Genomic DNA, 25,231 nt, shown 5'->3' on the forward strand with positions numbered 1-25,231 from the left:
GGAACACCCGTGTACGAGACCCTGACCTGGGAGGTCGACGCCGACGGCGTCGCCCTGCTCACCCTCCACCGCCCCGACGCGCTCAACGCGTTCAACCTGACGATGGCGCGAGAGCTGGAGCAGGTCTTCCTGACCGACGCCCGCGACGACGCGGTCAAGGCGGTCGTGGTCACCGGCGACGGCCGCGCGTTCTGCGCCGGCATGGACCTGAGCGCGGAGGGCAACGTCTTCGGGCTCGACGAGACGCTGTCACCGACGCCCGAGCAGTTCCGGGCGTCGTACGACGCGGCGCCGTGGGACACCGGTGTGCGCGACACCGGCGGCAAGGTCACCTTGGCGATCCACGCCCTGCCCAAGCCGGTCATCGCCGCGATCAACGGGCCCGCGGTCGGCATCGGCGCCACGATGACCCTGGCGATGGACATCCGGCTGGCCTCGGAGAAGGCCCGGATCGGCTTCGTGTTCGGGCGCCTGGGCATCGTGCCCGAGGCCTGCTCGAGCTGGTTCCTGCCGCGGATCGTGGGCGTCCAGCAGGCCCTGGAGTGGGTCTACTCCGCCGACATCCTCACCGCCGAGCAGGCCCTCGCCGGCCGGCTGGTGCGCAGCGTGCACCCGCCCGAGGAGCTACTGCCCACGGCGCTGGAGCTGGCCCGCTCCTTCGTCAAGGACCGCTCCCCCGTCGCGCTCGGCCTGGCCAAGCGGATGCTCTACCGCAACGGCGCCGCCGCCGACCCGCTGGAGGCGCACCTCACCGACTCCCTGGCGATGTACTGGACCTCGATCGGCGACGGCAAGGAGGGCGTGGCCGCCTTCTTGGAGAAGCGCGCGCCGCGGTTCACCGGCAAGGCGTCGACGCTGCCGCCCATCGAGTGACCCAGGCGCTCACAGCGCCATGAAGAGGATCTCCTCGCGGCTGTACTCCCGGCCCGGGTGCTCGGCCGCGAGGTGGGCCTGCGCCTTCTCGACCAGCTCGTCGTCGGTGTCGGCACGCAGCGTCGTGTCGCAGGGGCAGCGCAGTGAGGGCATCGGGACCTCCCGGGTCTCGTCGGTGACGTCCCCACTGTAGAACCTGTTCCACGCGAGAAAAAGACCACCGGCCGCCCGTGGGCGGCCGGTGGGACGAACAGGTGGTGCGCTCAGGCGGGGACACCCAGCTGGCGGCGACGGCCGTAGCCCACGCCGCCGACGCCGGCACCGACCAGGGCGCCGCCGAGGACCAGCCACAGCAGGTTCGGGCCGCCGGTGTTGGGCAGGCCGCCGTTGTCGCTGTCGTCCTGGCCGCCGGTCTCGCCGTCGGCACCCATCCGGAACGCGATGGTGGTCTCCGACGGCAGGAAGAGCGCGCCGTTGCTCGGCGTCAGCGCCGCCGAGGCGGTGTAGCGACCGCGCGGGAGGACCGGACCGGTGATCTTCACCGGCTCGTCCACGAAGTGCACGGTGGTGCTCAGCAGTGGCGCGGCCTGGACCGCGCGGGCGCCGCGAGCGGTGCCGGACGCGGCGGACAGCGAGACCGCGATGTCACCCTCGGGCGGCGTCGGGTAGTTCGCGCTCGCGCTGACCTGCAGCACCACGCGCTCACCCGGCTCGGCCTTCAGGACCTGGATGTGGGTCACCGTCGGGATCTGCGGGGTGTACGGGTCGGCGTGCGCCCCCGTCACCGGCGTCACGACCACGGCCACCGAGAGCGCGGCGAGCGCGGCAATCTTCCTCAGCACAATTTCCTCCTAGAGCCCTCTCCCCATGCAGCGTCCCGGCTCGTCATCAGTGACGGGGAGTGCTGGAAGTTGCATATGGAGATGACTGTAGTGGGTTATCGCTCTTTTGCGGGAGTCGTCTCGACCAGGTGTCCGAAGACGATCGACCGGTTGTCGGTGTGGAAGATCTCCGAGCACGTCAGCAGGGTGAGGATGTGGTCGTTCGGCTGGCCGTCGATCGTGGCCGGCGGCTGGACCCCACCCTCCTTCGGGTTGACCGGCTTCCCGTCGAGCGGCCAGACCTGGGTGAACGGGATGACGAGGTCCTCACCCCCGGTGTCGAGGACGTACTCGTAGGTCGCCGAGCGGGTCAGCACGTAGACCTTGTCGCCGGCCTCCAGGCTCGGGAACTCGGCGAACGGCTCGCCGTGGGTCACCCGGTGCCCGGCGAGGGCGTAGTTGCCCTGGGCACCGGCCTCGGCCGTGTTCTCCATGTGGCCCACCCCGGCCGCGAGGACCTCGTCGGTCGAGCCCACGAGGACCGGGATCTCGTAGTCCTTGCCGAACCGCGGGATGCGCAGCAGCGCGCTGGCGTTGCCGAAGTCGGTGCGCACGACGTCCTGGCCGTCGGACCAGCCGTCCTGCAGCGCGCTGCGGACCTCGTTCTGCTTGCGCTCGGACTGCCAGTTGGTGCCCCAGAACTGCCAGGCCACCCACGCCAGGATCGCCAGGCCCGCGGCGATCAGGCCGCAGCCGATCCAGAACGAGATGCGCCGCCTCGTCGAGGGCGCCTCGGCCGGCGTGCCGTGGGGACGGCGTCGCCGCCGGCGGACCCGCTCGGTCGACACGGCACCGGACTCCTCCGGAGCGGTGTCACCGTCGTGCGTGGTCTCGGGGTTCTCCTCCGCCATGGGTGTGCCTCCTCAGCCGGCCCTGGGCGGCCGGCAGCCCCCATCCAACGCCATGACGGCGCGCGACGTCACGCGAACACGCGGACCCGCGGGACGGGCGGTCGATCAGCGGGTGGTCAGGCGGTGGCGCCGAGGCGGCGGCTGCCGCCCACGAGACCGCTGCCGCCGAGGACCAGGGTGAGGCCGGCGAGCAGCAGCCACAGGTGCGGGCCACCGGTGTTGGGCAGGCCGCCGGTGCCGTTGCCGTCGTCCTCGCCACCCACGTCGCCGCCCGCGCCGACCCGGAAGGCGGCGGAGTTGCGGCAGCCGACGAGCTCGCCGCCGTCGGGCGTGAAGGCCATCGCGACGGTGTAGCGCCCGCGGGGCAGCTTCGGGCCGACGACCTCGAGGGGGGTGCCGACGTAGCGCACGGTCTTGGTCCACACGACGCCGCGAGCGGCGATCCGGGCGGCCTTGCGGGCCGCGGCGGTGGAGATGGTGAGCTTGACCGAGCCGACCTCGGGCGTCGTGCTGTTGGACGAGACCTCGATCGTCAGGCGCACGCGCTGGCCGACCTCGATCGTCGGCGCGCCGATGTGACAGCTCGTCGGGATCGTGGGGGCATAGCTGTCATCGGCCTGCGACGGCGCGACGGGCGCGACGAGCAGTCCGGCGAGGAACAGCACAGTGAGGATGCGGCGCATCAAGGCCCCCAACTCCCGATCTCGGTGAAACAGGCGTCCGAACCAACCCCCGATGGCGGACCGGATACCCAAGACAACCACAGTCCCGGGGTCCGGGTTACGCGGAACGCGCAAGTTGAGGGCCCGAAATATTCTCGGATCCGATGACATGCGTGACGCAGGACACGTCAGGTCGTCGCCAGGGGGGCGACGGCGCCCCGCCGCGGCAGCGTCGCTCAGGTGTCGCTCAGATGTCGCTCTGCACGCCCGCCAGCAGCTGGCGGGCCATCACGATCCGCTGCACCTGGTTGGTGCCCTCGTAGATCTGGGTGATCTTCGCGTCGCGCATCATCCGCTCGACGGGGTAGTCGCGGGTGTAGCCGTAGCCGCCGAGCACCTGCACGGCGTTCGTGGTGACCTCCATCGCGACGTCGGAGGCGAAGCACTTGGCCGCGGCGCCGAAGAAGGTGAGGTCGCTGTCGCCACGCTCGGAGCGGCCGGCGGCGGCGTACGTGAGCTGGCGGGCGGCCTCGACCTTCATGCCCATCTCGGCGAGCAGGAACTGCAGGCCCTGGAAGTCGGCGATCGCCTTGCCGAACTGCTGGCGCTCCTTGGCGTAGCCCAGCGCGTAGTCGAGCGCACCCTGGGCGACACCGACGGCCTGCGCGGCGATCGTGATCCGGGTGTGGTCGAGGGTCTTCATGGCGTACTCGAAGCCCTTGCCCTCCTCGCCGATGATCCGGTCGCCGGGGATCCGGACGTTGTCGAAGTAGACCTCGCGGGTGGGCGAGCCCTTGATGCCGAGCTTCTTCTCCGGGGCACCGAAGGAGACGCCCTCGTCGGACTTCTCGACCACGAACGCGGAGATGCCCTTGGTGCGGGCGTCGGGATCGGTGGTGGCGAGCACGGTGTAGAACTCCGACTCGCCCGCGTTGGAGATCCAGCGCTTGGTGCCGTTGATGATCCAGTCGTCGCCGTCGCGCACGGCGCGGGTCTTCTGGTTGGCGGCGTCCGAGCCGGCGTCGGGCTCGGAGAGGCAGTAGGAGAAGCCCCCCTCGCCGGCCGCGAGCTTGCTCAGGTACTTCGTCTTGATCTCCTCGCCGCCGCCGATCATCACCGGGAGCGAGCCGAGCTTGTTGACGGCCGGGATGAGCGAGGCGGAGACGTCGGCGCGAGCGACCTCCTCGATCACGATGACCGTGGCGAGGGCGTCGGCCCCGGCGCCGCCGTACTGCTCGGGGACGTGGGGGGCGTGGAAGTCGGCGGCCTGGAGCGCGTCGTGCGCCTCCTGCGGGTAGCGGGCCTCCTCGTCGACCGCCGCGGCGAAGGGGGCGACCTTGGCGTCGCAGATCGCGCGGACGGCCTCGCGGATGGCCTGGTGCTCCTCGGAGAGGGCGTACATCGGGTGGTCGCTCACGGCGGGCTCCTTCGACGGTTGGTACTCAGTATCGTAACTATGAGACTCCGTTCCGTCGAGTTAGCCTGAGGCGTGCCCACCACCGCCCGCGACCGCCTCGTCGCCGCCGCCTTCGAGCTCTTCGAGGGCCAGGGGTACGACGCCACCACGGTCGAGGAGATCGCCTCCCGGGCCGGCACCGGGCGCAGCACCTTCTTCCGCCACTTCCGCGGCAAGGAGGACGTCGTCCTGCCCGACCACGAGGCCCTGCTCGGCCGCGTCGCGGACCGCCTGGCGACGGCCGGTGCCGGCGGCCGCGAGGTCGCGCTGCGCGAGGCGGCGGGCATCGTGCTCGCGCACTACCTCGCCGAGGGCGCGACCGCGCGGGCCCGCTACCGGCTGGCGAGCACCGTCCCGGCGATCCGGGACCGCGAGATCGCCAGCGTGCAGCGCTACGTCCGGCTCTTCTCCCAGCACATCCACACCTGGCTCGACGCCGAGCCCGACGGCCCGTTGCGCGCCGAGCTGGTCGCCTCCTCGGTCGTGATCGCGCACAACCACGTGCTGCGGCGCTGGCTGCGCGGGGAGACCGACGCCCCCGAGGCCCTGCTCGACCAGTCGCTCGCGGTGGCCCTGCCACTGCTGCGCGGGCCGGCGGCGCCCGCACCGACCATCGTGATCACCGACGGCAGCGCCGACGTCGAGCAGGTCGTGGCGCAGGTCCGCGACGCGCTCGGGAAGAACGGCGCCCGCGCCGGCCTTGGGCCTGCATGACCTCCGCGCCCGCGCACCTGTCCCCCGAGGCCATCGACCTCATGCTCGACGAGTCCGAGACCTGGGCCGTCGTCGGCCTGTCCGGCAACCCGGACCGCACGGCCTACCGGATCGCCGCACTGCTCCAGCAGCGCGGCAAGCGGATCGTGCCGATCCACCCCTCCGCACCCACCGTGCTCGGCGAGCAGGGCTACGCGACGCTGGCCGAGGTGCCCTTCCCGGTCGACGTGGTCGACGTCTTCCGGCGCTCGGAGGACGCCGGTCAGTACGCCGACGAGGCGGTCGCGATCGGCGCCAAGGGCGTGTGGTTCCAGCTCGGCGTGGTCGACCGGGCCGCCTTCGAGCGGACCCGGGCGGCCGGCGTACCGATGGTGATGGACACCTGCCCCGCGATCGAGTGGGGCCGGCGCGGCTGAGCCGTCAGCGCCCCGACGACGCCCGCGGCTTGAGGACGCGGTCGGCGGCCTTGAGGATCCACTGCCGCGCGGGCAGCTCGACGTAGCGGTGCGCACCCTCGGCGACGGCGAGCGCCAGCGCGATGACGACGAGCACGGCGACGTAGCCCCAGTGACCGGGCGCGCTCTCGACGTAGCCGCGGCCGAACGCGGGGAGCAGCCCGCGGTGGGTGATGTAGAGGGCGTACGACGCGGTGCCCAGCATGACCATGCCGCGGACCGAGAGGAACCAGGCGAAGAACCCGCGGTTGGAGGCCAGCGAGAGGATCAGCAGGCCGAACGGGATGGTCCACAGGGTGCCGAAGAAGGCCGCGCCCAGCGGGCCGCTGGTCAGGTCACGCGTCGCGCACATGACCAGCACGAAGGCGATCACCGCGGCCTGGGTGAGGTGCGCCAGCAGCCGGGGCATCCGCACGCCCCGCACGAGCAGGAAGGCCAGGCACATGCCGACCACGAACTCCGGCAGCCGGGTCAGCGGGTTGCGGTAGAGCCAGCGGTGGGCCGAGTTCGGGTCGACGGCCGGCAGGTCGGCGTTGCCGTTGATCACGAAGACCGCCCACAGGGCGAGCTGCACCGCGAAGGCCAGCCCGGCGAGCGCGAGCAGGCCGCGCACGCCGAACCGGCGGGCGGCGTAGGCCACCACCGGCACCAGGAACGGGAAGAGCGCGTAGAGGAACAGCTCGACGCAGATCGACCAGCCCGGTGCGTTGTACATCTGCGCGCCGACGTTCAGGTCGCCGGACCAGGTCTGGAAGCCGAGGAAGTGCAGCGGCAGGCTGGAGTCCTGCGGGATGCCCTTGAACTCGCGCATGCACACGGCCCAGATCAGCACCACCCAGTAGAGCGGCATCACGCGGGCGACGCGCGCCACCCAGAACCGGACCACCTTGCGCCACCCGCTGCGCGGGCTCAGCGCCGGGTAGTTGTAGGCCAGCACGAAGCCCGAGAGCATGAAGAACAGCGGCACGCCGATGAACCCGCACTGCGCGATCTTCGCCATCCACTCCGGCGCCGACGGCGGCAGCTCGGTGTGGTGCACCACGACCGCGATCGCCGCGACCGCACGCAGGCCGGTCAGCGAGAGGATCTCGCCCTTGGGCGGGACGTGCTCGGTGGTCGTCGGGACGTCGGTCGTGGCGGCGGAAGTCATATTTCCTCGGGTGGTCGCGCGCGGAGCGGCTCGGGCGGGCACAGGCTAACCGGTGCGGGCTCAGCCTCCGCGGACCACGGCACCCTTCGCCTCGGCAGCCGCCTTGAGCTCGGCCTGGAAGGCCGTCATCCGCTCCTGCAGCGTGGTGTCCGTCGCCCCCAGGATCCGTACGGCGAGCAGGCCGGCGTTGCGCGCACCGCCGATCGCGACCGTCGCGACCGGCACCCCGGCGGGCATCTGCACGATGGAGAGGAGCGAGTCCATGCCGTCGAGGTACTTCAGCGGCACCGGCACCCCGATCACCGGCAGCGGGGTGACCGCGGCGAGCATCCCGGGCAGGTGCGCGGCCCCGCCGGCGCCGGCGATGATCACCGACAGGCCCCGCTCGGCGGCCTCCTTGCCGTAGGCGATCATCTCCTCCGGCATCCGGTGCGCGGACACGACGTCGGCCTCGTAGGCGATGCCGAACTCCTCCAGCGCCTCGGCCGCGAGCCGCATCACCGGCCAGTCGGAGTCCGAGCCCATCACGATGCCCACGCGCGCAGTCATGGACAGGGAGCCTAGAGCGTCGGCGCCCCGCGCTTGTAACTCGGTGTTCGTGCATCTGCCAGGGGGTCGTGACCGGTCACGACACCGTGGTGGATGCACGAACACCGAGTTACATGGCAGGCGGCCGGCCTACTCGCTGTGGTTGCCCAGGTCGCCCCGGAACCACGCCGCGGCGTGCCGGGCCCGCTCCAGGCAGTCCTCGAGGTCGTCGCCGAAGGTGTTGACGTGGCCGACCTTGCGGCCCGGACGCAGGTCCTTGCCGTAGAGGTGCACCCGCAGCCGGGGGTCCCGGGCGAGCGCGTGCGGGTAGCCGTCGTAGAGGCGGCCGACGTCGGGGTGGTCGCCGCCGAGGATGTTGACCATCACCGTCCAGCGGGCCCGCGGCGCGGGCGAGCCGAGCGGCAGGTCGAGAGCGGCGCGCAGGTGGTTCTCGAACTGGCTGGTGACGGCGCCGTCCTGGGTCCAGTGGCCGGTGTTGTGCGGGCGCATCGCGAGCTCGTTGATGAGGATCCCGTCCGCGGTCTCGAAGAGCTCGACCGCGAGGATCCCGGTGACGCCCAGCTCGCCGGCGATCCGCAGCGCGAGCTTCTGGGCCTCGGCCGCGAGCCGCGGGTCGAGGTCGGGCGCCGGGGCGACCACCTCGGCGCAGATCCCGTCGACCTGCAGCGTCGCCACGACCGGGTACGCCGCCGCCTGCCCGCTGGGCGAGCGGGCCACCAGCGCGGAGAGCTCGCGGCGGAAGTCCACCAGCTCCTCGGCCAGCAGCCGCACGCCCGCCTGCTCCGCCGCGGCCAGCGCCTCGGCCGCGTCCTCGGGCGTGCGCGCGAACCAGACGCCCTTGCCGTCGTAGCCGCCCCGGGAGGTCTTGAGCACGCAGGGCAGGCCGAACGCCTCGGCCTCGGCGACGGAGGCGACCACCGCCCAGCGCGGCTGCGGGGCGCCGAGACGGGTCATCGCCTCGCGCATCACGATCTTGTCCTGGGCGTGCACCAGCGCCTCCGGACCGGGGTGGGCGACCACGCCGTCGGCGGCCAGCGCCCGCAGGTGCTCGGTGGGGACGTGCTCGTGGTCGAAGGTCACCACCGAGCAGCCCTCGGTCACCGCACGCAGGGTGTCCAGGTCCCGGTAGTCCCCCACCTGCTGGTCCGGGATCACCTGCGCCGCGGAGACGCCCTCGGCCTCGGCCAGCAACCGGAGCGGTACGCCGAGCGCGATCGCGGGCGGGGCCATCATCCGGGCGAGCTGGCCGCCGCCGATGACGGCGATGCGGGGAGAGCGTTCGGTCACGGGCCGAACTCTAAGAGACTCAGGCCGTGCCGGTCAGATCGGCCTCGTCGGCCTCGAAGCGCAGGCCCTGGCCACGGATCGTGGTGATCAGGCGCGGCTGGCGGGTGTCGTCGCCGAGTTTGCGTCGGACCCAGCCCAGGTGCACGTCGATCGTCTTCGAGGAGGTCCAGAAGGTGACCCCCCAGACGTCACGCATCAGCTCCTCGCGGGTGACCACCGAGCCGGCACGGGCGATGAGGGCGTGCACGAGGTCGAACTCCTTGCGCGAGAGCAGGACCTCGCGGTCCCCCCGCCACGCGCGTCGGGTCGAGGGATCGACCCGTACGTCCTGCACCTCGATCACAGGGCTCAAGGTAAGGACGCCGAGCCCGGCTCGGAGGGAAATGCCGAGAATTTTGCCTAACGACGCCTCGGGCGAGGCAGGTCAGGCGCGGCGTACGGCGACCGGCTCGACGACGCCGAAGCCGCGCACCGGGCGCGGCGGCAGCGGCCGGGACTCGATCTGGTCGGCGGGGAGCAGGTCGGCCGTGGCGTGGTCGACGATGATCCGGTTGCGGCGGGCCACCTGGGTGAGCCGGGCCGCGAGGTTGACCGGCGGGCCGAAGACGTCGCCGAGCCGGAGCACGACACCGCCGCTGGCCAGGCCGACCCGGACGTCGGGCATCCGCGGGTCGCGGCCGATCACGTTGATGATCCCCTCGGCGGTGGTGAAGGCGGCGAGCGGGTCGTCGTTCACGAAGAGCACGGCGTCGCCCATGCTCTTGATCAGCCGCCCCCGCTCGCGGGCGATCACGTCGCCGCAGCGGGCCTCGAAGATCTCCACCAGCTCGCCGATCCGCTCGCGGGAGACCTCGTTGGACAGCGCCGTGAAGCCCACGATGTCGGCGAAACCCACGCTCAGGTCGGTGGTGTGCGGGTCGGCGTCGACCGCGCGGACCGCCTGCATCCGGGCGACCGCGGCGGCGAGGTGGCGCCGCCAGGAGTAGACCAGCAGGTCCTCGAAGCGGCCGCCGAAGCGCTCGAGCACCCACGCGGTGGGGTCGCCGTCCTCGGTGCCGCCCTGCTCGACGAAGGCGTCGTCGACGTGGTGGACGAGCTCGCCGACCTCCCAGTCCGCGAGCCGGGCCATCGACAGGCCGACCCCGCGCGCGACGTTGAGCGCGACGTCGAAGCCGATCACCTTCTCGCCGAGCAGGTCGGCCATCAGCCGCAGGGCCTCTACGTCCGCCTCGGTGTAGGCGCGCGCCTCGCCCCGCTCGGGGAAGCCGAGGGTGCGCCACAGCCGGCGCGCCTTCTCCACGGGCAGGCCCGCGCGCTCGGCGACCTCGGCGGCGGTGAGCTGCGGCTCCTCCCCGAGGAAGGTCAGCTCGGGGTCGGGGTCAGACACCTTCGTCGCGCCGCGAGCCCGGGCCCTGGTGCAGGTCGTGCAGCAGCTCGTTGAGCTGGCGCTGGGTGGCCTCGACGTGCGGGATGTCGTTGAGCCGCACGGTGCCGAAGGTCGAGGCGTCCGCGATGACCAGGCTGCCGCAGCCGAACGGGCGGTCCATCAGGTTGATCTCGATGGAGACGTCACTGACCCGGGCCAGCGGGATGTCGTGACCGCGCCGGGTGATGATGCCGTTGCGGGTGATCAGCCGGCGGTCGGTGAAGGCGTGCACCGTGGTCAGCCAGACCAGGAACGGGCGCACGGTGAACCACAGGATGCCGATCAGCGCCAGCACCCACACGATGTAGGTCAGCGTCTGCTGGAACCCGTCGTCGTCGAGCTTCACCTGGGCGAGCACGGCGACGGCGAGCAGCAGGACCAGCACCAGGATCGGCCCGAACAGCGCCTTGGGGTGCTGGCGGGTGCTGATGATCAGGCGCTCACCGGGGTTGAGCAGCTTCTTGGAGATGGCCACGGCGAGATCATCCCACCTCGGGGGTCAGTCCGTCGCCCGTACGTGCACGACGTCGCCCGCGCCGACCCGCTCGGTGCCGTCGGCGGTCTCCACGACCAGCCGCCCGTCGGGGTCCACGTCGACCGCGCGACCGGTCAGCGCGCCACCGCCCGGCAGCTCCACCCGGACCTCGCGTCCCAGGGTCGCGCAGTGCGAGCGGTACGACGTCGCGAGCCGCGCCGTGCCCAGGTCGCCGCCCGCCTGCCACAGGTCGTAGCCCTCGCGGATCGCGGCGACCACCTCCAGCAGCACCTGGGTCCGGTCCGGGGCACCCGGCGCGGAGATCGCCAGGCTGGTGGCGGTCTCGACCGGCAGCTCCTCGGCGGTCATCGTGACGTTGATCCCGACGCCGATGATCGCGGCCGGGCCCTCAGGCGTGTCCACCCGCTCGACGAGGATGCCGGCGACCTTCTTGTCGCCGTCGAGGAGCACGTCGTTGGGCCACTTCACCCGGGCGTCGTGGCCCAGCGCGGTGAGCGCCTTCGCGACGTTGTGCCCGACCAGCAGCGGCAGCCACGGCCAGGACGCCGCGGGCACCGTCGGGCGCAGCACGAGCGAGAAGGTCACCGCCGTGCCGGGCGGGGTCTCCCAGGTGCGGTCCAGGCGGCCGCGGCCGGCGGCCTGGTGGTCCGCGGCCACCACGAGGCCCTCCGCCGCACCGGCGCGGGCGCGCTCGCGGGCGACCTCGTTGGTGGAGGGGGCGACCGGGAGCAGCTCCAGGGAGAAGCCGGGGGTCAAGGCGAAGGCCGCGGTGATCCGCTCCCCGTCGAGGGGTCCACGGTCCGGGTGCTGGGTCGAGCCGAGAGTCACGGGCACTACCCTGGCGCAGCAGGCGCCCTGAGGAAACCCCGGGGTGTCCGGAGAACGAGGAGGCCCCCTTGACCGCCCAGCCGCAGCCGGCAGAGATCGACCTTCACACCACGGCCGGAAAGATCGCCGACCTGGACCGTCGTACCAACGAGGCGGTGCACGCTCCCGCCGCGAAGGCGCAGGAGAAGCAGCACGCGAAGGGACGCAAGACCGCACGTGAGCGGATCGAGCTGCTCTTCGACGAGGGCTCCTTCGTCGAGCTCGACGAGTTCGCCCGGCACCGCTCCACCGCGTTCGGGCTGGAGAAGAACCGGCCCTACGGCGACGGCGTGATCACCGGCTACGGCACCGTCGAGGGCCGCCAGGTCTGCGTGTTCTCCCAGGACTTCACCGTCTACGGCGGCTCGCTGGGCGAGGTCTACGGCGAGAAGATCACCAAGGTCATGGACCTGGCGATCAAGACCGGCTCCCCGATCATCGGCATCAACGAGGGCGCGGGCGCCCGCATCCAGGAGGGCGTCGTCTCGCTCGGCCTGTACGGCGAGATCTTCCGCCGCAACGTGCACGCCTCCGGCGTCATCCCGCAGATCTCGCTGATCATGGGCAACTGCGCCGGCGGGCACGTCTACTCCCCCGCCGTCACCGACTTCACCGTGATGGTCGACCAGACCTCGGCGATGTTCATCACCGGCCCCGACGTGATCAAGACCGTCACCGGCGAGGACGTCACGATGGAGGAGCTCGGCGGCGCCCGGGCCCACAACACCAAGTCCGGCAACGCGCACTACATGGCCTCCGACGAGGAGGACGCCATCGAGTACGTCAAGGCGCTGCTGTCCTTCCTGCCGCAGAACAACCTCGACGAGGCCCCGGCCTACGACGAGGAGGCGGACCTCGCGGCCTCCGAGACCGACCTGACGCTCGACACGCTGATCCCGGACTCGCCGAACCAGCCCTACGACATGCACGACGTCATCGGCGCCGTGGTCGACGAGGGCGACTTCCTTGAGGTGCAGCAGCTGTTCGCCCCGAACATCATCACCGGCTACGGCCGCGTCGAGGGCCGCCCCGTCGGCATCGTCGCCAACCAGCCGATGCAGTTCGCCGGCACCCTCGACATCGACGCCTCGGAGAAGGCCGCGCGCTTCGTGCGCTTCTGCGACGCGTTCAACATCCCGGTGCTGACCTTCGTCGACGTCCCCGGCTTCCTGCCCGGTGTCGACCAGGAGCACCTCGGCATCATCCGCCGCGGCGCGAAGCTGATCTACGCCTACGCCGAGGCCACCGTCCCGCTGGTCACCATCATCACCCGCAAGGCCTACGGCGGCGCGTACGACGTGATGGGCTCCAAGCACCTCGGTGCCGACATCAACCTCGCCTGGCCCACCGCGCAGATCGCCGTGATGGGCGCCCAGGGCGCGGCCAACATCGTGCACCGCCGCACCCTCGCCCAGGTCGAGGCCGACGGCGGCGACGTCGAGGCCCGCCGTGCCGAGCTGATCGACGAGTACGAGACCACCCTGGCCAACCCCTACATCGCCGCCGAGCGCGGGTACGTCGACGGCGTGATCATGCCCTCGGAGACCCGCGCCGAGGTGGTCAAGGCGCTGCGCCTGCTGCGCACCAAGCGCGAGTCGCTGCCGCCGAAGAAGCACGGGAACATCCCGCTGTGAGCGCCGAGGAGCCGGCCGAGGCGGTGGCGCCGCAGGCGCCGCTGCTGCGGATCGTGACCCCCGAGACCACCCCGGAGGAGGTCGCCGCGATCGTCGCGGTGCTCTCCGCCCTGGGTGGCGGGGAGCCCGCGCCCGAGCCGCCGCGCTCGGAGTGGGCCTCCCCCGAGCGCGGGGTGCGCTCCTTCCCCGGCCGCGGGCTGCACGCGGGCCGGGGCGCCTGGCGGGCCAGCGGCCTGCCCCGCTGAGCCCTGCCGACCTCTGCTGACCCCGGAGGTCATGGCCTCCGGCACCCACGCCGGTCCACGATGACGGGATGAACCCGCTCCTCGCGGCCGGCGCGGCGTCGTACGGCGCCCTCGGCCTGGTGTCCTTCCTCAAGCCGGACGTGGTGCCGGCCGTCGTCGGCTTCACCGCGCCGGGCGCCGACGCGCGCACCGAGATCCGGGCCGTCTACGGCGGCCTGCCGCTCGCCTTCGCCGCGACCCTCGCGCTCTCCCCCGCCTCCGGCACTGCGATCGGCGCGGCCACCGCCGGGATGGCGGCCGGGCGGGTCGGCTCGGCGCTCCTCGAGGGCCGGCTGAGCCCCACGATGACGGGCCTCGTCGCGCTGGAGAGCACCGTCGCGGTCGCGCTGGTCGCCGGCGCGCGGGCCGTCAGGCGCTGAGCCCAGACTCCGCCCGTCGTCGCCGGCGGACGCGGGACGCCCCTCCCCGCGAGCACGGGGAGGGGCGGTCCGGGCGTCGTCCGGGGACCTCAGGCGTCGGCGAAGAACACCCGCAGGTCGGCAACGACGTCCTCGGGCACCTCCATGGCGGCGAAGTGGCCGCCGCGGGGGTGCTCCGACCAGTGCGCGATGCCCGCGTTGTCCCGCTCGGCGAGCGAGCGGATCGTCTGGAAGTCGTCCTTGAAGACCGCGACCCCGATCCGGCCGGTGCTGACGACCGGCTCGGCACCCGCGTGCTGCTCCTCGTAGTGGTAGCGCGCCGCGGAGCCGTAGGTGTTGGTCAGCCAGTAGAGCGTGGCCTGGGCCAGCACCTGCTCGGGGGTGACCAGGCTGGTGCCGTTGCCGAAGCTCTCGAACAGCTCGCTGTAGGCCAGCACCGCCACCGGGGAGTCCGCGAGCCCCGCGGCGACCGTCTGCGGGCGGGTGCCGTTCATCGAGTTGTAGCCGCCGACCGACTGGAACCACTGCATGTGCTCCAGCGCGGCGTACTCCTTCGGCCCGAAGCCCTCGAACTCCGCCGGGTCGCCGGAGGGGAAGGAGAACAGGTGCAGCACGTGCGCGCCCCGGAAGCCCTCCGGGTCCGCCACCGCGAGCTCACGGCCGACCATCGCGCCGCCGTCGCTGCCGTGGATGCCGTAGGCGTCGTAGCCGAGGCGGCGCATCAGCACGTCGTACGCCGCCGCGACCCGCTTCATCGTCCAGCCGGTGTCGGCCACCGGGGTCGACCAGCCGAAGCCCGGCATCGACGGGATGACCAGGTGGAAGGCCTGGTCGGCGGTGCCGCCGTGCGCCTCGGGGTCGACCAGCGGCTCGATCATGTCGAGGAAGTCGAGCACCGAGCCCGGGTAGGTGTGCGCGAGCAGCAGCGGGGTGGCGTCCGCGTGGCGCGAGCGGACGTGGAGGAAGTGGAGGCGCTGGCCGTCGACCTCGGTCACGAAGTTGTCGTAGGCGTTGAGCCGGGCCTCGACCGTGCGCCAGTCGAAGGACTTCCAGCGCTCGACCATGTCGCGCAGGTAGGACTCCGGGGTGCCGTACTCCCAGGAGTCGCCGGGCACGGCGGGGGCGAAGCGGGTCCGGTCGAGACGGTCCCGGAGGTCCGCGAGGTCGGCGTCGGCGATGTCGATGGTGAAGGGCGTGATCTGGTTCATGTCACGCACGTTATGAGCGATACCGGAACGGTTCTTTCCTGTTAGAACGGCCTCGTGCAGAAAACTTCCGGACGAGTCCTCGCCCTTCTCGGACTGCTCCAGTCGCGGGCCGAGTGGACCGCTCCCGAGCTCGCCGAGCGGCTGGCCGTGACCGAGCGGACGGTGCGCAACGACGTGACCCGGCTGCGCGACCTGGGCTATCCCGTGGAGGCGCTGCGGGGGCGCGCCGGGCACTACCGGCTCGGCGTCGGCGCCCAGCTGCCGCCGCTGCTGCTCGACGACGAGGAGGCCGTCGCGGTCGCGGTCGGGCTGCGCACGCTGACCGGCGTCGCGGGCTTCGAGGAGAGCGGCGCCCGGGCGCTGACCAAGCTGGAGCACGTGCTGCCCGACCGGCTGCGCCGCCACCTGGCCTCGCTGCGCGACGCCACCGAGGCCGGCCCGGTCAACACCGACTCCAACGTCGAGGACCCCGAGGTCGACGCGGGTGTGCTCACCGAGATCGCCGCCGCGATCCGCGACCACCGCGGGCTGCGCGCGTTCTACGGCGCCGGCCCCGAGGAGGACCGGGAGCGGATCGAGGTCGAGCCGTACCGGCTGGTGGCCTGGCAGCGGCGCTGGTTCGTGGTGGGCCGCTCCCCCGGGACGGGCGGGTGGGCGCCGTACCGGGTGGACTGGCTGACCCTGCGCCTGCCGGGCGGGCGCTCCTTCACCCCGGCCGAGCTGCCGGGCGACCTCACCGAGCTGGTCGTGCGCGAGGTGGCCCGCACCGGCTGGTCGGTGCACGCCCGCCTGGTGATCGACGCCCCCGCCGAGGAGGTGCTGGCCCGGATCAACCCGGCCGTCGGCGTCGTCGAGACCCGGCCCGACGGACGCAGCGTGCTGGTCACCGGCGGCGACAGCCTGGAGGTGGTCGCGGTGTGGATCGGCATGCTCGGCCTGGACTTCACCGTCGAGTCGCCGCCAGCGCTCGTCGACCACCTCCGGGTGCTGGCGCGGCGTTATGCGGATGCCGTGGTCGGCTCCGCCCCCTAGGGTCGGCAGCATGACGCGACTCGTGGACGCCCGGACCGACCAGTTCGTCGAGGACCTCGCCGCCCTCGACCCGATCACGGCCACCTATGCCGGGATCCCCGGGCACGACGGCGACCTGCCCGACCTCTCCCCCGACGGCTTCGCCGCTCGCGAGGAGCTGCACCGCACCGCGCTCGCCGAGGTGGCCGCGCTCGACGTCGCCGACGAGCGCGAGCAGGTCGCGAAGGACGCCTTCCTCGAGCGGGTCGGGCTGACCGTCGAGCGTGCCGACGCCGGGGTCGAGCGCAGCGAGTTCTCCGTGATCAGCAGCGCGATCCACGCCGTGCGCGAGGTCTTCGACCTGATGCCGACCGAGACCGCCGAGGACTGGGAGGCCATCGGCTCCCGGCTGGCCGCGATCCCGGCGGCGCTCGACGGCTACCGCACCACGCTGCTGGAGGAGGCCGACCAGGGCCACCTCGCCGCCCGCCGTCAGTACGCCGAGGTGGCGAGCCAGGTCCGCGGCTGGACCGGCCAGGAGGGTGCCGCCGGCGACTACTTCCTGCGCGCGGTCGCCGCGGCCCCGGAGCCGGTTCGCGACGGGCTGACCAAGGCCGCGGAGGCCGCGTCCGCGGCGTACGCCTCCTTCGGGCGGTTCGTCGAGACCGACCTCCAGCCGCGCGGGCGGGAGACCGACGGCGTCGGCCGGGAGACCTACGCGCTCGCGTCCCGCTACTTCCTCGGCGCCACCGTCGACCTCGAGGAGACCTACGCCTGGGGCTGGGAGGAGCTCAAGCGGATCGAGGACGACATGGCCGCGACGGCCCAGCGCGTCGTCCCCGGCGGCACGGTCGCCGACGCGGTCGCCGCCCTCGACGCCGACCCGGCGCGCGACTGCGGCAGCCGCGAGGCCTTCCAGGAGTGGATGCAGGCCCGCTCCGACGAGATCCTGCGCACCTTCGACGGGGTGCACTTCGACATCGCCGAGCCCATCCGCACCCTGCAGTGCAAGGTCGCGCCGGTCAACGACGGCGGCGCCTGGTACTCCCCGCCCGCCGAGGGCTTCACCCGGCCGGGGACCATGTGGTTCTCCTTCACCGACGAGAACCGGCTCTTCTCGACCTGGCGCGAGACCACCACCGTCTTCCACGAGGGCGTCCCCGGCCACCACCTGCAGTGCGCCCAGGTCGTGCACCAGGCCGAGCTGCTCAACCGCTGGCAGCGGCTGCTGTGCTGGGTCAGCGGGCACGGCGAGGGCTGGGCGCTCTACGCCGAGCGGCTGATGGACGAGCTCGGCTACTTCGCCGACGCCGGCGACCGGCTCGGCTTCCTCGACATGCAGGGCTTCCGGGCCGCGCGGGTCATCGTCGACATCGGCGTCCACCTCGGGCTGGAGGTGCCGCAGGACAACCCGTTCGGCTGGCGCCCCGGTGAGGTGTGGGACGCCGACCGGGTCTTCGAGTTCATGCGCGCGCACTCGCGGATGGACGACGGCTCGCTGCGCTTCGAGGTCAACCGCTACCTCGGCTGGCCGGGCCAGGCGCCGTCGTACAAGGTCGGGGAGCGGATCTGGCTCGACGCCCGCGCCGACGCCCAGGCCCGGCACGGCGACGCCTTCGACCTCAAGGCCTTCCACACCGCGGCGCTCAACCTCGGCTCGCTGGGGCTGGACCCGCTCAAGGCCGCGCTCGGGCGGCTGTGACTCTCGGGCCCCTCCTCGTCCACTCCACCGGGGGTGCGTGGCTCAGCGCCCGCCGGCGTACTGGTCCGCGGTGTAGGTGATCCGCGACCCGGTCCCCGCGTCGCTCACCTCGATCCGCTGCGCGAGGGCCGACCAGTCGACCTCGAGCGGGTCACCGGCGCCGCTGTCGGTGAAGGGATAGGCCGCGACGAAGCGGTAGTCGTCCGGTTGCCCGTCCCGCACCGGGGCGATCTCCAGGAAGGTGCGCCGCGAGTGCACCGGGGTGGCCGGGTAGCGGCTGACGACGACGCAGTAGCCCTGCAGGCCCGAGAGCGAGGCGTCGGTCGAGCAGTCCCGCCACAGCTCCTCGCGGCCCCAGCCGTCGGCCAGCTTGAGGCCGGCCCACGCACCGGAGACGAGCAGCAGCAGGGTGCACGCCGTCACCACGCTGGCGAGAACGGCCACCTTCGTCCGGGTCACGCGGGGCACCCTGCCCACCGCGGCGTCGTACCAACCCCGGATCAGTAGGGTGGCCGCGTGCCGAAACTCGTCCTGGCCTCCGCCTCCCCCGCCCGGCTGGCGACCCTGCGCAGCGCGGGCTTCGACCCGCAGGTCGTCGTCTCGGGGGTCGACGAGTCCCAGGTGAGCGGCGTGCCGCCGGCCGAGCTGGCACTGCGCCTGGCCGAGCTCAAGTGCGCCGCGGTCGCCGAGGGCGGCCAGGTCCCCGCCGACGCGCTGGTGCTCGGCTGCGACTCGGTGCTGGAGCTCGACGGCGAGGCGCTGGGCAAGCCCGGTGACCCCGAGGAGGCCGTACGACGCTGGCACGCCATGCGCGGCCGGTCCGGCGTCCTGCACAGCGGTCACTGCCTGCGCGACGTCGCGGCCGGCACCCAGGCGGCGGCCACCGCGTCCACGATCGTGCACTTCGCCGACGTCACGGACGAGGAGATCACGGCGTACGTCGCGACCGGCGAGCCGCTGCACGTGGCCGGGGCGTTCACCGTCGACGGCCTCGGCGGCGGGTTCGTCACCGGCATCGAGGGCGACCACCACAACGTCGTCGGGGTCAGCCTGCCCCTGCTGCGCGGACTGGTCGGGGAGCTCGGACACCGGTGGACCGATCTCTGGGCGCGCTGACGCGGCTCGCCGCCGCCCTCGCCGGGCTGGTCCTGGCCGCTGCGGGCGCCCCGGCCGCGGCCGCCGACGACCCCGGGCCGGCGCTCGCCGGCACCCCGGTGACCGGCACGCCGACCGAGGCGCGTGCCCCCGCGCTCGCCACCGGCCGCTACCTGGACCGCCTGCCCGCCCGCGGCAGCCTGCACTACCGCCTGCCGCGCACCGCCACGGGCAGCACCTTCCACGTCGCGGTGATGTTCGTCGGCTCGGGCGGATCGGTGGGCGAGGGCGTCCGCGTGCAGGTCGGCACGACACCGGGCGACCAGGGCTGCGGCAGCGGCGGCGTGTTCCGCCCGACCGTCGGCGAGCCCGCGCCGGTGCTCTTCACCGGCCTGACGACGTGGACCGACGTCGAGGACCATCCGTGCGCGGTCGCCACGGAGCTGTACCTGAGCGTCGGTGAGCCCGACGAGGACGCCGACGCGGGCCGCCCCATGGAGATCCTGGTCTACGAGGAGCCCCCGCTGTCGGCGTACGGCCTCGACCTGCTGCCGACGCCCGAGCCGGTCCCGTGGACCGCGCAGCGCCCGGCGCGCAGGCCCCGGGACGTGCCGGCCGGGACCACGCCGACCAACGCACCGGTGGTGGGCGACGGGACCTACGCACTGACCCTGCGGCCGGGACGGACCCGGGTGCTGGCCGTGCCGCTCGACTGGGACCAGACGCTGCAGGCCCAGCTCGACACGCGGCTGCCGGCCGGCGTGCCGACGCCGGAGGGGATCGCCGTCGACGTGGTCTCCCCGCTGCTCGGCACCAGCGAGCGGCCGTTCACCGCGGACCGGCCCGCGGACTGGCGGGTGCCCGGGACGGACGGCGGCCGGCTGCGCACCGGCGCGCAGTCGCAGGTGGTGTCCTACGCCAACCGCAACTCCTACGACGCCAGCATCACCACCGAGGCGCTGGCGGGGATCCACTACGTGCTGGTCCGCTGGACCGGCACCGGGAACGCCGCCGGGCCGGACGTCCCGGCGACGCTGACGCTGCGCACCACCGGTGTGCCGGGCGACGGCGTGCCGTCGTACACGCCGGTGGACGGGTTGATCGGACCGCAGCCGGCCTCCCGCCTGGTCGACGGCACCTTGCAGGCCCCGGTCGCGACCGCGCCGGAGCGCGCACCGCGGACCGACGACGACCCGCTCCTGAGCCGCCGGACGCTGGTCGCCGGCGGCGGGGTCGCCGCGCTGCTGCTGGTCGTGCTGCTCGGTCGGGCACGCCGGCACAGCCGGAACCACCCGCACGCGGGGGCGGCCCGGCCGTTGAGCCACCACGAGCGCGGCGGCCGGCACCGCGGCTGAGCAGGTGACCCGGCGTGGTGCCCCACACACCGCCGCCGGGTCAGGTTGTCCCACCGCCCAGACTGCCGCGTCGGGCAGACCCTGGCAAGTGGGTGTCAGCCAGTGGTTACTCGACAGGCAGGCCGAGCCCGCGGGCGATGAGCATCCGCTGCACCTCCGAGGTGCCCTCGCCGATCTCCAGGATCTTGGCGTCGCGGTAGAAGCGCGCGACGGCGTACTCCTCCATGAAGCCGTAGCCGCCGAACACCTGGGTCGCGATCCGGGTCGCGGTGACGGCCGACTCCGAGGTGTAGAGCTTGGCGACCGAGGCAGCCTGCTTGAACTCCTTCATCGACGGGCCACCGCCGCCGAGCATCGCGTCCTTCATCGCGGCGGCGCGGTAGGTCAGCAGCCGCGAGGCGTGCAGCATCACCTCCAGGTCGGCGATCTGGAAGGCGACGCCCTGCTTGCGACCGATCGGGCCACCCATCGTCTGGCGGTCGAGGGCGTACTCCACGCACAGGTCCACGCAGGCCTGGATCAGCCCGACGGCGAGCGCCGCGATGGCGACCCGGCCGTCGTCGAGGACGCCGAGGAACTGGGCGTAGCCGCGCCCGCGCTCCCCCACCAGGTTCGCCTCGGGCACGCGGACGTCGGTGAAGGTGAGCGGGTGGGTGTCGGAGATGTTCCAGCCGAGCTTGTCGTACGGCGGCTCGGCCACGAAGCCGGGCGTGCCGGCGGGCACCAGGATCGCCGAGATCTCGGGCCGGCCGCTCTCGGACACCCCGGTCCGGGCGGTCACGGTGACCAGGGAGGTGATCGCGGAGCCGGAGTTGGTGATGAACTGCTTGGACCCGTTGATGATCCACTCGCCGTTCTCCAGCTCGGCGCGGGTCTTGGTGGCGCCGGCGTCGGAGCCGGCGCCCGGCTCGGTGAGGCCGAAGCCGGCGAGCCGCTGGCCGGCCACCAGGTCCGGCAGCCACCGGGCCTTCTGCTCCTCGGTGCCATAGGTGAGGATCGGGTTGATGCCGAGGCCGACGCCGGCCTCCAGGGTGATGCCCATCGACTGGTCCACCCGGCCCAGCTCCTCGATCGCCAGGCAGAGCGAGGTGAACGGGCCGTCGGCGGCGTCGAGCCCGGCGCCGCCGTACTCCTCGGGGGCGGTGAGCCCGAACAGGCCCAGCTCGCCCATCTTCTGCACGACGTCGGTCGGGAAGTGGTGGTCCTTGTCCCACGCGGCGACGTGCGGGCGGATCGTCGCGTCGGCGAAGTCCCGCACCGTCCGGCGGAACTCCTCGTGCTCACGGGACAGCTCGAAGGGGGTCATGCTGGCATCCTAGGCGCTGTGGTTAATGGTTGTTAACCCCTTCGGGGGTGTCGGCGTCACGGCCCGGTCCATGATTCACTTCCCCCTGGCTCAGGTCCGGCCGATCTCGACCAAGGGAGACCCTCGTGAAGCAGCTGCTCGGCAACGTGCGTGCCTACATCGCCCTGCAGAAGACGCTCGGTGCCGACCGGCTGCGGTACGCCGCGCTGGACGCCGCCGCCATCCAGTCCGGCGAGAGCGTGCTCGACATCGGCTGCGGCCCGGCGTACTACCTCGACCGGCTGCCGCAGGACGTCACCTACCACGGCTTCGACACCAGCCAGCCCTACCTGGACTGGGCGGGCGAGAAGTTCGCCGGCCGGCCCGCGCACTTCCACCACGGCATCTTCGACGAAGCCGCGGCCCAGGACCTGCCGGAGTTCGACGTCGTGCTCATGCTCGGCCTGCTCCACCACGTGGACGACGCGCACGCCAGCGACCTGATGCGGCTGTGCGCCGGCAAGCTGCGTCCCGGCGGCCGCCTGGTCACCGTCGACACCTGCTACGCACCCGGCCAGGGCCGGATCTCGAAGTGGATCTCCGACAACGACCGCGGCGAGTTCGTCCGCGACGGCGAGGGCTTCCTGCAGATCGCCCGCCAGTCCTTCGAGAAGGTCGACGGGCGCTACCTCGACATCATGCGGGTGCCCGGCGCCATGTGGCTGATGACGAGCACCGCCTGAGCCGGCACCCCGAGCGCCGGGAGCGCTCAGGCCGGACGGGTCGCCGCGACCAGCACCGAGGACCCGAACGGCAGGTCGCGCCGCGGCAGCATCCGCTCGTCGAAGGCGGACGCGCGCAACAGCAGCCGCTCCACCCGCGGTGAGACCTCGGGCAGCGGCGGCACCTCACCCGCGGCCAGCGGCTGGGGCGGGTTGCGCCGCTCGCGCCACCGCTCCACCAGACGCGAGGCGGTGAACATCGGGAAGGTCCCCGCGAAGGCGTACGTCGCCCGGTCGATCTCGAAGCCGGCGGCGCGCACCGCCGCGACCGCCCGCTTGCGGGTGTAGCGCCGGTGGTGGTGGTTCCAGTCGTCGTGCGCCGTCCACGCCCACTGGTAGGCCGGCACCGAGATCAGCAGCCGGCCACCCGGCGCCAGCACCCGGAACAGCTCGCGCAGCACGACCTCCTCGGGCTCGCAGTGCTCGACCACGTCGAAGGCGGCGACCAGGTCGAAGGAGCCGTCGGCGAAGGGCATCTGCAGCGCCGAGCCGCAGACGTCACCGGGGTTCAGCCCACGCGGGTCGAGGTCGAGGCAGACGTGGTGCGGCGCGCGCCCGCGCAACCAGCCCACGCTGGGACCGTCGGCGCTGCCGACGTCGAGCAGCCGGCCGGGCGTGCCGACGTAGGGCTCCAGGGCGACGCGGAGCAGCTCGGAGCGGGCGCGGTACCACCAGTAGCCGCCCTGCTCGATCGACGGCGAGCCGCCCTCCGCCAGGGTCGTGGGGGTCTCGCTCATCGAGCACCTGCCGTGGTCGCGACGAGCGGGCCCCGGCGTACGACGTCCTCGGCGACCGCCTCGGCGGTGCGCTCGAACCCCGCCGCCAGGGTGGTCCGGGCACAGCTCTGCAGCTCGGGCCACACGACGCTGCGCAGCCGCAGGTCGCGCACCTGGCCGGGCGAGCCGGAGCTCACGATCGAGACCGGGGCGCGCCGGTGGAAGACCCGGTTGGACTCCGCGATCATCGTGCTCAACGTGGTGCTCCGTCCGCTCGCCATCACCTTCACGACCACCCGCTCGCCCGTGTCCGCCCGCCGTGCCCGGAGCCCGTCGAGGCCGGTCACGATCATCTCGGCCGCGTCGCTGACGAAGAGGTAGTCGCGGATCGTGTCCAGCGACACCGTCACCGGCAGCGGTGAGCGCGCCAGGTGCGCCACGCACAGCCGCGAGACGACCCCCTGGGCCTTCGCGAGGTTCTGCCCCGGGCCGTAGACGTTGGCGAGCCGGCCCAGCAGCGCAGGTGCGTCGAGCCGCTGCACGGCGGCGAGCAGCTCCTCCTCCATCCGGATCTTCGCCCAGCCGTACGGCGCGAGCGGGCGCGGCTCCGTGCGCTCGTCGAAGGGCGGGGCGCTCGACCCGGCGTACAGCCCGCCGGCGGAGGAGGCGAGGAAGAAGGCGAGGTCCGTCCCGGCCGGCACCTCGGCCTCGAGGTCGGTGAGGAAGGCCCCGAACTGGGCGACCTCGCGGTCGAGGTCGTCCTGGGTCGTCGCGACGGTGCCCGCACCGGCGCACCAGGCGACGTCGAGAGGCCCGCCGCCCGCGGCGGCGAGGGCCTCCACGGCGGCGGCGCGCAGCGCGACCCGCGCGGCGTCGGGCTCGGCCCACGGGACCTGGGCGCGCACCACGACCCGGCGGCGCCGCGCCAGCGCGCGCAGGACGTTGCTGCCGACCAGCCCGCCGCCACCGACGACGAGGGTGGCCCCCGCTGCGCTCACTCCGCCACCGGGGCCGGCTCGGCCGCGGCCTGCTCGGCCGGGGCGGGGGCACGGCGGGCCGCGCTCAGCGGGCCGTCGCCGGGGTCCTGGACCATGACGTACGGCGGCTTGCCGAGCGCCATGTTGACCGCGAGGCCGAGGTACTCCGCGATGACACCGAGCGCGAAGAGGATCGCCCCGGTGCACAGCAGGATCGCGACCATCACCGAGGCCCAGCCCTGGACGTCGGTCTCGCCGAAGATCCGGATGCCGAGCACGTAGGCGGCCAGCACCAGGCCGAGCACGCCCAGCACGGCGCCGGCGAGGCTGACCACCCGCAGCAGCCGGGTGCCGCCGGTGAGGACCATCCGCCAGAAGTGCGAGAGCAGGGAGCGCAGGCTGTAGCCCGAGGGCCGGTCGGACCAGTTCCGCGGCTCGATGGGCGAGGTCGCCACCCGGCCCACGACCCAGCTCAGCGCCACGTCGAGGAAGACGCCGGCGGAGGCGTAGGCGGAGATGCTCCGGGCGTACTCGCCGAGCACCAGCCGGTAGCTGCTGAAGTGCCGCGCGGTGCCCTGGCCGGTGAGGGTGTCGACGACCCGCTTGGCGCTGCGGGACAGCGTGTTGCGCAGCACGCCGTGGGGAGGCTCGCTCGCCGGCGTGCCGTAGACGAGCTGTGCACGCTCGTCGAGGGCGACGTCCAGCATCTGCGGCAGGTGGGCCGGGTCGTGCTGGCCGTCCTCGTCGAGGGTGGCGATCCACTCCCCGCCCGAGGCGGCGATGCCGGCCAGGGTGGCGGCGTGCTGCCCGAAGTTGCGGCTGAGCCAGACCGGGCGGAGCAGGTCGTGCTCGGCGGCGAGGCGCCGGATCACCTCGTCGGAGTCGTCGGGGCCGTTGTCGTGGACGAGGACGACCTCCTCGACGACCGCGGTGCGGCCCCCGGGGGTGACGAAGGGCCGGCCGTAGGGCAGCAGCTCCGCCACGACGCCCGGCAGCGTGGTCGCGCCACGGTAGACCGGCACGACCACCGAGATCGCATGCGTCTTCGTCTCACTCATGGTCCCCGACTATAAGTCGCGCGGCGGGGTCGGAGCGCAACGCCGCGACACGCGGCGCACCGCCAGCACGACATGAC

29 protein-coding genes are annotated in these 25,231 nt (G+C 73.0%); 11 read left to right on the top strand and 18 right to left on the bottom strand.

Annotation, left to right across the window (positions count from 1 at the left end; translation table 11 throughout):
- Positions 1-9: 9 nt before the first annotated feature.
- Complete coding sequence (locus MRBLML1_RS16460; protein ID WP_364517866.1) at positions 10-873, top strand: crotonase/enoyl-CoA hydratase family protein; 864 nt, start codon at positions 10-12, stop codon at positions 871-873.
- Positions 874-882: 9 nt separating this feature from the next.
- Here MRBLML1_RS16460 and MRBLML1_RS16465 read toward each other — a convergent pair whose 3' ends face one another.
- The 5 genes from MRBLML1_RS16465 to MRBLML1_RS16485 all read right to left on the bottom strand — a co-directional run bounded on the left by MRBLML1_RS16465 (position 883) and on the right by MRBLML1_RS16485 (position 4,669).
- On the bottom strand, positions 883-1,026 hold the full coding sequence (locus MRBLML1_RS16465) for a DUF1059 domain-containing protein (RefSeq protein ID WP_364517868.1): 144 nt from the start codon (positions 1,024-1,026) through the stop codon (positions 883-885).
- 110 nt (positions 1,027-1,136) lie between these two features.
- Positions 1,137-1,715 carry an LPXTG cell wall anchor domain-containing protein gene (locus MRBLML1_RS16470; protein ID WP_364517870.1) on the bottom strand — a complete coding sequence of 193 codons (579 nt, stop codon included), beginning with the start codon at positions 1,713-1,715 and terminating at the stop codon, positions 1,137-1,139.
- A 95-nt stretch (positions 1,716-1,810) separates the two neighbouring features.
- Positions 1,811-2,605, bottom strand: coding sequence for a class E sortase (locus MRBLML1_RS16475; RefSeq protein WP_364517872.1), 795 nt, complete (start codon positions 2,603-2,605; stop codon positions 1,811-1,813).
- A gap of 116 nt (positions 2,606-2,721) precedes the next feature.
- Positions 2,722-3,288 carry an LPXTG cell wall anchor domain-containing protein gene (locus tag MRBLML1_RS16480; RefSeq protein WP_364517875.1) on the bottom strand — a complete coding sequence of 189 codons (567 nt, stop codon included), beginning with the start codon at positions 3,286-3,288 and terminating at the stop codon, positions 2,722-2,724.
- 226 nt (positions 3,289-3,514) lie between these two features.
- Positions 3,515-4,669: an acyl-CoA dehydrogenase family protein gene (locus MRBLML1_RS16485; protein WP_414691267.1), complete on the bottom strand. Its 1,155-nt coding sequence runs from the start codon at positions 4,667-4,669 to the stop codon at positions 3,515-3,517.
- A gap of 87 nt (positions 4,670-4,756) precedes the next feature.
- On the opposite strand from MRBLML1_RS16485, the gene MRBLML1_RS16490 reads away from it, so the two are divergent.
- Complete coding sequence (locus MRBLML1_RS16490; RefSeq protein ID WP_364517879.1) at positions 4,757-5,437, top strand: TetR/AcrR family transcriptional regulator; 681 nt, start codon at positions 4,757-4,759, stop codon at positions 5,435-5,437.
- A 41-nt stretch (positions 5,438-5,478) separates the two neighbouring features.
- Entirely contained in the window at positions 5,479-5,853 is a 375-nt protein-coding gene (locus tag MRBLML1_RS16495; RefSeq protein WP_414691268.1) for a CoA-binding protein, read from the top strand.
- A 4-nt stretch (positions 5,854-5,857) separates the two neighbouring features.
- Here the strand turns inward: MRBLML1_RS16495 and MRBLML1_RS16500 are convergent, their stop codons facing one another.
- The 7 genes from MRBLML1_RS16500 to MRBLML1_RS16530 all read right to left on the bottom strand — a co-directional run bounded on the left by MRBLML1_RS16500 (position 5,858) and on the right by MRBLML1_RS16530 (position 11,628).
- A complete protein-coding gene (locus MRBLML1_RS16500; protein WP_364517883.1) occupies positions 5,858-7,042 on the bottom strand; it encodes an acyltransferase family protein in 1,185 nt (394 codons plus the stop codon).
- Between the two features lie 60 nt (positions 7,043-7,102).
- Positions 7,103-7,591, bottom strand: coding sequence for a 5-(carboxyamino)imidazole ribonucleotide mutase (gene purE / locus MRBLML1_RS16505; protein ID WP_364517885.1), 489 nt, complete (start codon positions 7,589-7,591; stop codon positions 7,103-7,105).
- Positions 7,592-7,720: 129 nt separating this feature from the next.
- Entirely contained in the window at positions 7,721-8,878 is a 1,158-nt protein-coding gene (locus MRBLML1_RS16510; protein ID WP_364517887.1) for a 5-(carboxyamino)imidazole ribonucleotide synthase, read from the bottom strand.
- 19 nt (positions 8,879-8,897) lie between these two features.
- Positions 8,898-9,221, bottom strand: coding sequence for a winged helix-turn-helix domain-containing protein (locus MRBLML1_RS16515; RefSeq protein ID WP_364517889.1), 324 nt, complete (start codon positions 9,219-9,221; stop codon positions 8,898-8,900).
- 81 nt (positions 9,222-9,302) lie between these two features.
- The gene (locus MRBLML1_RS16520) at positions 9,303-10,265 is read right to left on the bottom strand and encodes an adenylate/guanylate cyclase domain-containing protein (RefSeq protein ID WP_364517891.1); all 963 of its coding nucleotides are present in this window, start codon (positions 10,263-10,265) and stop codon (positions 9,303-9,305) included.
- The gene (locus MRBLML1_RS16525) at positions 10,258-10,779 is read right to left on the bottom strand and encodes a PH domain-containing protein (protein ID WP_364517893.1); all 522 of its coding nucleotides are present in this window, start codon (positions 10,777-10,779) and stop codon (positions 10,258-10,260) included. The genes MRBLML1_RS16520 and MRBLML1_RS16525 overlap by 8 nt, the downstream gene beginning before the upstream one ends.
- A 24-nt stretch (positions 10,780-10,803) precedes the next feature.
- Positions 10,804-11,628: a biotin--[acetyl-CoA-carboxylase] ligase gene (locus tag MRBLML1_RS16530; protein ID WP_364517895.1), complete on the bottom strand. Its 825-nt coding sequence runs from the start codon at positions 11,626-11,628 to the stop codon at positions 10,804-10,806.
- 68 nt (positions 11,629-11,696) lie between these two features.
- Between MRBLML1_RS16530 and MRBLML1_RS16535 the strand changes: the two genes are divergently transcribed.
- The 3 genes from MRBLML1_RS16535 to MRBLML1_RS16545 all read left to right on the top strand — a co-directional run bounded on the left by MRBLML1_RS16535 (position 11,697) and on the right by MRBLML1_RS16545 (position 13,965).
- On the top strand, positions 11,697-13,301 hold the full coding sequence (locus tag MRBLML1_RS16535) for an acyl-CoA carboxylase subunit beta (RefSeq protein WP_364517897.1): 1,605 nt from the start codon (positions 11,697-11,699) through the stop codon (positions 13,299-13,301).
- A complete protein-coding gene (locus MRBLML1_RS16540; protein WP_364517899.1) occupies positions 13,298-13,546 on the top strand; it encodes an acyl-CoA carboxylase subunit epsilon in 249 nt (82 codons plus the stop codon). Before MRBLML1_RS16535 ends, MRBLML1_RS16540 begins: the two co-directional genes overlap by 4 nt.
- Before the next feature lie 68 nt (positions 13,547-13,614).
- Positions 13,615-13,965 (top strand): DUF4345 family protein, encoded by a 351-nt coding sequence (locus MRBLML1_RS16545; protein WP_364517901.1) that lies wholly within the window; start codon positions 13,615-13,617, stop codon positions 13,963-13,965.
- A gap of 89 nt (positions 13,966-14,054) precedes the next feature.
- On the opposite strand, the gene MRBLML1_RS16550 is transcribed toward MRBLML1_RS16545, so the two are convergent.
- Complete coding sequence (locus MRBLML1_RS16550) at positions 14,055-15,173, bottom strand: epoxide hydrolase family protein (RefSeq protein ID WP_364517903.1); 1,119 nt, start codon at positions 15,171-15,173, stop codon at positions 14,055-14,057.
- Positions 15,174-15,227: 54 nt separating this feature from the next.
- On the opposite strand from MRBLML1_RS16550, the gene MRBLML1_RS16555 reads away from it, so the two are divergent.
- Positions 15,228-16,205, top strand: coding sequence for a helix-turn-helix transcriptional regulator (locus tag MRBLML1_RS16555; protein WP_364517905.1), 978 nt, complete (start codon positions 15,228-15,230; stop codon positions 16,203-16,205).
- 10 nt (positions 16,206-16,215) lie between these two features.
- Positions 16,216-17,886 carry a DUF885 domain-containing protein gene (locus MRBLML1_RS16560; protein ID WP_364517907.1) on the top strand — a complete coding sequence of 557 codons (1,671 nt, stop codon included), beginning with the start codon at positions 16,216-16,218 and terminating at the stop codon, positions 17,884-17,886.
- Positions 17,887-17,928: 42 nt separating this feature from the next.
- On the opposite strand, the gene MRBLML1_RS16565 is transcribed toward MRBLML1_RS16560, so the two are convergent.
- Positions 17,929-18,345, bottom strand: coding sequence for a hypothetical protein (locus MRBLML1_RS16565; protein WP_364517909.1), 417 nt, complete (start codon positions 18,343-18,345; stop codon positions 17,929-17,931).
- 57 nt (positions 18,346-18,402) lie between these two features.
- On the opposite strand from MRBLML1_RS16565, the gene MRBLML1_RS16570 reads away from it, so the two are divergent.
- A complete protein-coding gene (locus tag MRBLML1_RS16570) occupies positions 18,403-19,002 on the top strand; it encodes a Maf family protein (RefSeq protein ID WP_364517911.1) in 600 nt (199 codons plus the stop codon).
- Complete coding sequence (locus MRBLML1_RS16575) at positions 18,978-20,336, top strand: hypothetical protein (RefSeq protein ID WP_364517913.1); 1,359 nt, start codon at positions 18,978-18,980, stop codon at positions 20,334-20,336. Before MRBLML1_RS16570 ends, MRBLML1_RS16575 begins: the two co-directional genes overlap by 25 nt.
- Positions 20,337-20,442: 106 nt before the next feature.
- On the opposite strand, the gene MRBLML1_RS16580 is transcribed toward MRBLML1_RS16575, so the two are convergent.
- Positions 20,443-21,642: an acyl-CoA dehydrogenase family protein gene (locus MRBLML1_RS16580; protein ID WP_364517915.1), complete on the bottom strand. Its 1,200-nt coding sequence runs from the start codon at positions 21,640-21,642 to the stop codon at positions 20,443-20,445.
- 125 nt (positions 21,643-21,767) lie between these two features.
- Between MRBLML1_RS16580 and MRBLML1_RS16585 the strand changes: the two genes are divergently transcribed.
- Entirely contained in the window at positions 21,768-22,364 is a 597-nt protein-coding gene (locus tag MRBLML1_RS16585) for a class I SAM-dependent methyltransferase (RefSeq protein WP_364517917.1), read from the top strand.
- Between the two features lie 26 nt (positions 22,365-22,390).
- Here the strand turns inward: MRBLML1_RS16585 and MRBLML1_RS16590 are convergent, their stop codons facing one another.
- Genes MRBLML1_RS16590 through MRBLML1_RS16600 form a run of 3 tightly spaced genes read right to left on the bottom strand, consistent with a single transcriptional unit; the run spans position 22,391 to position 25,154 of the window.
- Positions 22,391-23,140 (bottom strand): class I SAM-dependent methyltransferase, encoded by a 750-nt coding sequence (locus MRBLML1_RS16590; RefSeq protein WP_364517919.1) that lies wholly within the window; start codon positions 23,138-23,140, stop codon positions 22,391-22,393.
- Complete coding sequence (locus tag MRBLML1_RS16595) at positions 23,137-24,117, bottom strand: NAD-dependent epimerase/dehydratase family protein (protein WP_364517921.1); 981 nt, start codon at positions 24,115-24,117, stop codon at positions 23,137-23,139. Before MRBLML1_RS16595 ends, MRBLML1_RS16590 begins: the two co-directional genes overlap by 4 nt.
- Positions 24,114-25,154 (bottom strand): glycosyltransferase, encoded by a 1,041-nt coding sequence (locus MRBLML1_RS16600; protein ID WP_364517923.1) that lies wholly within the window; start codon positions 25,152-25,154, stop codon positions 24,114-24,116. Before MRBLML1_RS16600 ends, MRBLML1_RS16595 begins: the two co-directional genes overlap by 4 nt.
- Positions 25,155-25,231 lie beyond the last annotated feature (77 nt).

Origin of the sequence: Nocardioides sp. LML1-1-1.1, from assembly GCF_040676175.1 — a bacterium.
GTDB lineage: Bacteria > Actinomycetota > Actinomycetes > Propionibacteriales > Nocardioidaceae > Nocardioides.

Excerpts from the sequence above, each read along its gene's own strand:
- MRBLML1_RS16465 (WP_364517868.1), bottom strand. The coding sequence starts at position 1,026 with ATGCCCTCACTGCGCTGCCCCTGCGACACGACGCTGCGTGCCGACACC.
- MRBLML1_RS16475 (WP_364517872.1), bottom strand. The coding sequence starts at position 2,605 with ATGGCGGAGGAGAACCCCGAGACCACGCACGACGGTGACACCGCTCCG.
- MRBLML1_RS16480 (WP_364517875.1), bottom strand. The coding sequence starts at position 3,288 with ATGCGCCGCATCCTCACTGTGCTGTTCCTCGCCGGACTGCTCGTCGCG.
- MRBLML1_RS16485 (WP_414691267.1), bottom strand. The coding sequence starts at position 4,669 with ATGTACGCCCTCTCCGAGGAGCACCAGGCCATCCGCGAGGCCGTCCGC.
- MRBLML1_RS16495 (WP_414691268.1), top strand. The coding sequence starts at position 5,479 with ATGCTCGACGAGTCCGAGACCTGGGCCGTCGTCGGCCTGTCCGGCAAC.
- MRBLML1_RS16500 (WP_364517883.1), bottom strand. The coding sequence starts at position 7,042 with ATGACTTCCGCCGCCACGACCGACGTCCCGACGACCACCGAGCACGTC.
- purE (WP_364517885.1), bottom strand. The coding sequence starts at position 7,591 with ATGACTGCGCGCGTGGGCATCGTGATGGGCTCGGACTCCGACTGGCCG.
- MRBLML1_RS16545 (WP_364517901.1), top strand. The coding sequence starts at position 13,615 with ATGAACCCGCTCCTCGCGGCCGGCGCGGCGTCGTACGGCGCCCTCGGC.
- MRBLML1_RS16550 (WP_364517903.1), bottom strand. The coding sequence starts at position 15,173 with ATGAACCAGATCACGCCCTTCACCATCGACATCGCCGACGCCGACCTC.
- MRBLML1_RS16560 (WP_364517907.1), top strand. The coding sequence starts at position 16,216 with ATGACGCGACTCGTGGACGCCCGGACCGACCAGTTCGTCGAGGACCTC.
- MRBLML1_RS16580 (WP_364517915.1), bottom strand. The coding sequence starts at position 21,642 with ATGACCCCCTTCGAGCTGTCCCGTGAGCACGAGGAGTTCCGCCGGACG.
- MRBLML1_RS16590 (WP_364517919.1), bottom strand. The coding sequence starts at position 23,140 with ATGAGCGAGACCCCCACGACCCTGGCGGAGGGCGGCTCGCCGTCGATC.
- MRBLML1_RS16600 (WP_364517923.1), bottom strand. The coding sequence starts at position 25,154 with ATGAGTGAGACGAAGACGCATGCGATCTCGGTGGTCGTGCCGGTCTAC.